Consider the following 3,575-nt stretch of genomic DNA (forward strand, 5'->3'; position numbering starts at 1 on the left):
GTGGGGAGGTGAGCGGGGGAGCGGCGTGCGGGCGGGCGCCGGACGGGGTCAGGTGTGCGGCGGCTGCCGGTCAGGCGCAGTCCGGGCGGGTGACCCCCCGTCCGCGTCCCCCTCGGGAGACGGTGGCGGGGGCCGGCTCGGTCTCGCGGGAGCGCAGGGTGAGGGCCCGGGTGATGCGGCGGGACGTTTCGAGGGTCAGGGCGATGTGCCGGGGGGTGATGGCGGCCGGGGAGTCCGTGACGAGCCCGAGGGCTCCGATGCCGACGCCGTTCTCGTCGAGGACGGGCGCCGAGACCCCGGCGACCTCCTCGGCCAACTGCCCTTCGCAGAGGGCGTATCCGCGCCGCCGGGTCTCGTCGACCAGGTTCCGCAGGACGTCAGGGTCGGTGACCGTGCGGTCCGTGTACGCGGGGAGCGCGGCGGCGTAGACGTCCTCCCGCACGGTGGCCGGGGCCTGGTCGAGGAGGACCAGGCCGCAGGAGGTCGCGTGCAGCGGGAAGCGGTTTCCCGTCGACCAGGTTCTGTGGCAGACTCCGCCGCTGCCGGAGACGGACTCCAGCCACACGCCCTCGCGGCGGTCCCGGACGGAAATCATCACCACGGAATGGGTTTTCGCGTGCAGATCGAGCATAGGCGATATCGCGGCCCCGCGTAAAGCCGCATGCCTCGGTGCGAGCGAGGCGACCTCCCATAACCGGAGGCCGATGGTGAACTTGTTCATGCCGATCCGCTCCAGCGCACCCCAGTCGAGCAGCTTGGAGACTATTCGGTAGGTGGTGGCGACCGGTATTCCGGTACGCCTGCTTATTTCACTGGCTGAAAGACTCACGTTCGCCGAGTCGAATGCGCCCAGGACGTCGAAGGTGCGCTCGATGACCGAGCGTCCTTCAGGGGCGGGGGGTGGCTCCATTGGACATTTCCCTTCCGCGGAAACACCCTGATAATTGCACTTTCAAGAAGCTTAGGGAAGGGCTGTGAAGGTTGTTCTTCGCGCGTTCACATTTATCCGCGATCGCGGGCATGCGAATCCAATACGGCAGGTAATTACCGCACGGCGGTGAAGGGGTGCGAAAGGGGCGGGACGCGCCCGCCCCTCCCGCGCTCAGCGCCTGGGGTGCCGGGGCCGCAGCGCCGGGTCGCTCGCCGGATGCCCGACCCGGAAGAACACCAGCGGACGCTCACCCGGCTCGGCCGCGCACAGCCGCGCCAGGTCGTCGTGCGTGCCGGGGCAGTCGATGACATGGCTCTGCGGATGGACGTACACACCCTGCCGGAACAGGTCCAGCCACAGCCGTGTCACCAGCCGGCCCGCCTCGACCTCGTCCGTGGGGCCCGCGTCCCGGCCGAGGATCACCAGGACGTCCCCGTCGCCGCTCGTCGCGCTCGACGACAGCGCCGTCAGCAGCCTGACCAGGCCCAGCGGGCGCAGCGCGCGGTAGACGGGGCGGGAGAACAGGACGCCCATCGCCGAGCGCTCCGCCTTGCTGAGGACGAGCATCACGTCGTTCAGCCCGTCCTGGGCGTACGCCGGGTGCTTCGGCGAGAGACGGGTCCAGGCGAGCAGCTCCGCCGCGATCCCCTCGTGGCCGAAGAACCAGTGGTACGCGCGGATCAGCAGCGGACGCGCGGTCGCCGTCGGCACCACGGCGATCCGGAAACCGGCCTCGCGCGCGGTCAGCTGGGCCTGCTCCAGCAGCTCCGGGGCGACCCGGTCCGCCTTCCAGGGGCCGCGCCACACCCGCCTGCGCTCCACGTCGGCGGCCCGGTGGACCTCCGGTACGGCCCGCTCGGCGGGCACGATCCGGCCCACGCGGGTCGCGTCCGCGTCGTGGTCGGGGACGAAGCGCACGGCCGTGCCCTCGGTGTTCGCGCAGATCAGGAACGTCTCGATGTACGTGCCGAGGGAGAGCCTGAGGTCGCGGTGGGAGGGGTCGCTCGGGCCGAGCGCGTAGCGCGTGTCCCAGCCGACCTCGATGTGGTCGCCCCGGTGGCGCAGCTCCCAGGGCTGGGTGTTGTGGGCGTTGGCGGCTCGGGCCGCGGCGGCGGCAGCGTTGTGCAGCTGGGGCAGGGTGCCGGTCATCGCGCGCTCCCCGTCGGCTCGGGCTCGGGGGCCGCCGTCGAAGAGCCGGCGACCGGGGACGTCTCGTGCTCCTCCTCCAGCGACTCCTTGATGCCGAAGCGCCGGTGGACGGCCTTGAGGGGCGCCGGGGCCCACCAGTTGTAGGCGCCGGCCGCCCGCATGAACGCCGGGACCAGTACCCCGCGCACCAGGAACGCGTCGATCACGATCGCGAGGCCCGTGGCCAGGCCGTACATCTTGATCAGGGACACGCCCGAGGTCAGCATCGCGAAGAAGGACACGGCGAGGATGGCCGCGGCGGCGGTGATCACCGGCCCGCTCGCGCCCAGGCCCTCGCGTACGGAGCCCTCCAGCTCGCCGGTGCGGTCGTGGCGCTCCTTGATGCGGGCGACGAGGAACACCTCGTAGTCCATCGACAGGCCGAAGGCGATGCAGAACATCAGCACCGGCATCGACACGGCCAGCGGGGACGCCGTGAAGTCGAGGGCGCCGGAGAGGTGGCCGTCCTGGAAGATCCAGACGGCGACGCCCAGGATGCCCACCAGGCTCAGCGTGTTGAAGACGAGCGCCTTGACCGGCATCAGCACGCTGCCGGTCAGCAGGAACAGGAACAGCAGGCTGAAGACGCTGATCAGGACGATCGCCAGCGGCAGCTTGCCCGCGATGGAGTGCGTGATGTCGACGAGCTGCGCGGCCTGCCCGCCGACCAGCACCGTCCCGCCCTCGGGGTCGACCGCCCGCACCGCGCGCGCGAGGTCACCGCCCTGCTGCGAGTACGGCACGACGTCCGACTGCACCTGGATGCGGACGGCGTCGCCCTTCTGGTACCCGGCGGCAGCGGCGGCCGGCAGCACGGTCACCCGGGCCCCGTCCTTGTACACCCCGGCCGCCCCGATCACCTGCGTCACGCCGGACACCTTCGACAGCGCGGCGGAGTACTGCTGGAGCTGGGCCTGCGACCCCTTCCAGTCCTCCGACACGACGTTCAGCGCGCGGTCGTCGCCCGCGCCGAAGTCGTCCCGTACGGCCTCGGTGACCATGCGGCTCTCGGTCGCCGCCGGGAGCACCCGCTCGTCCGGCACGCCGAACTGGGCGTTCGTGAACGGCACCGCCATGAGCAGCAGCAGCGCGATGACCGGGGTCGCCAGCAGCGCCGGGCGCTTGAAGGCGAGGCCCGCCATCCGGCCCCAGAAGGTCTCGGCGGGCTCCCGCACCGGGCGCGGTGCGCGGCGCTTGAACGCCAGCTTGTCGACGCGGTCGCCCAGCAGGACGAGGGCCGCGGGAAGGACGTACAGCGAACCCAGCACCGCGAACAGCACCACCGCGATGCCGGCCAGCGCGAACGAGCGCAGGAAGTACTGGTCGAAGACGAACAGCGTGGCCAGCGCCGCGCCGACCACGCCGCCGCTGACCGCGACCGTGCGGCCCGCCGTCGCGCGGGTGACGCGCAGGGCCTCGGCGTTGGTGCGGCCCGCCGCGCGCTCCTCGCGGTAGC

General features: G+C 71.9%; 3 protein-coding genes. All 3 read right to left on the reverse strand.

The annotated features are described in order from the left end of the window. Nucleotides 1–70: 70 nt before the first annotated feature. The gene (locus AOK24_RS27590) at nt 71–910 is read right to left on the reverse strand and encodes an IclR family transcriptional regulator (RefSeq protein ID WP_079057017.1); all 840 of its coding nucleotides are present in this window, start codon (nt 908–910) and stop codon (nt 71–73) included. A gap of 192 nt (nt 911–1,102) precedes the next feature. Beyond that, nucleotides 1,103–2,080: a hypothetical protein gene (locus tag AOK24_RS27595; protein WP_055722763.1), complete on the reverse strand. Its 978-nt coding sequence runs from the start codon at nt 2,078–2,080 to the stop codon at nt 1,103–1,105. Further along, nucleotides 2,077–3,575, reverse strand: a 1,499-nt coding sequence (locus AOK24_RS27600; protein WP_240554144.1) for an MMPL family transporter, incomplete at its 5' end; no start/stop codon positions are given. The genes AOK24_RS27595 and AOK24_RS27600, both read right to left, overlap by 4 nt.

It is taken from the genome of Streptomyces niveiscabiei (genome assembly GCF_001419795.1).
GTDB classification, from domain to species: domain Bacteria; phylum Actinomycetota; class Actinomycetes; order Streptomycetales; family Streptomycetaceae; genus Streptomyces; species Streptomyces niveiscabiei.